Source organism: Streptomyces sp. WM6386 (assembly GCF_000972385.1).
Lineage (GTDB): Bacteria > Actinomycetota > Actinomycetes > Streptomycetales > Streptomycetaceae > Streptomyces.
The window spans coordinates 1-316 of record NZ_JXTE01000777.1; the positions used below are offsets into that span (position 1 = coordinate 1).

General features: G+C 72.5%; 1 protein-coding gene. It reads right to left on the minus strand.

Annotation, left to right across the window (positions count from 1 at the left end; translation table 11 throughout):
- Positions 1-316, minus strand: a 316-nt coding sequence (locus TN53_RS43625) for a class I tRNA ligase family protein (RefSeq protein ID WP_046264489.1), incomplete at both ends; no start/stop codon positions are given.

Consider the following 316-nt stretch of genomic DNA (forward strand, 5'->3'; position numbering starts at 1 on the left):
GGCGAAGTCGGCGTCGGCGCGGGCGATCAGCCGCTCGGTGGTGAAGTCGGCGTCCCCGACCCGGGGGACGTCGCGCAGCAGCCACCAGCGGACGGCGTCCGTGCCGTAGACGGCGGTCAGGGAGACGGGGTCGACGCTCGTCCCGTTTCCCGACTTGCTGATCTTCCGCCCGCCGACCGTCAGATAGTCGTGGACGAGGATGTCGGTGGGCAGCGGCAGACCCGCCGACAGCAGCATGGCCGGCCAGTTCACGGCGTGGAACCGTACGACGCCCTTGCCGACGAGGTGGGTGCGGCGGTCCCCGGCCGCCCACCAC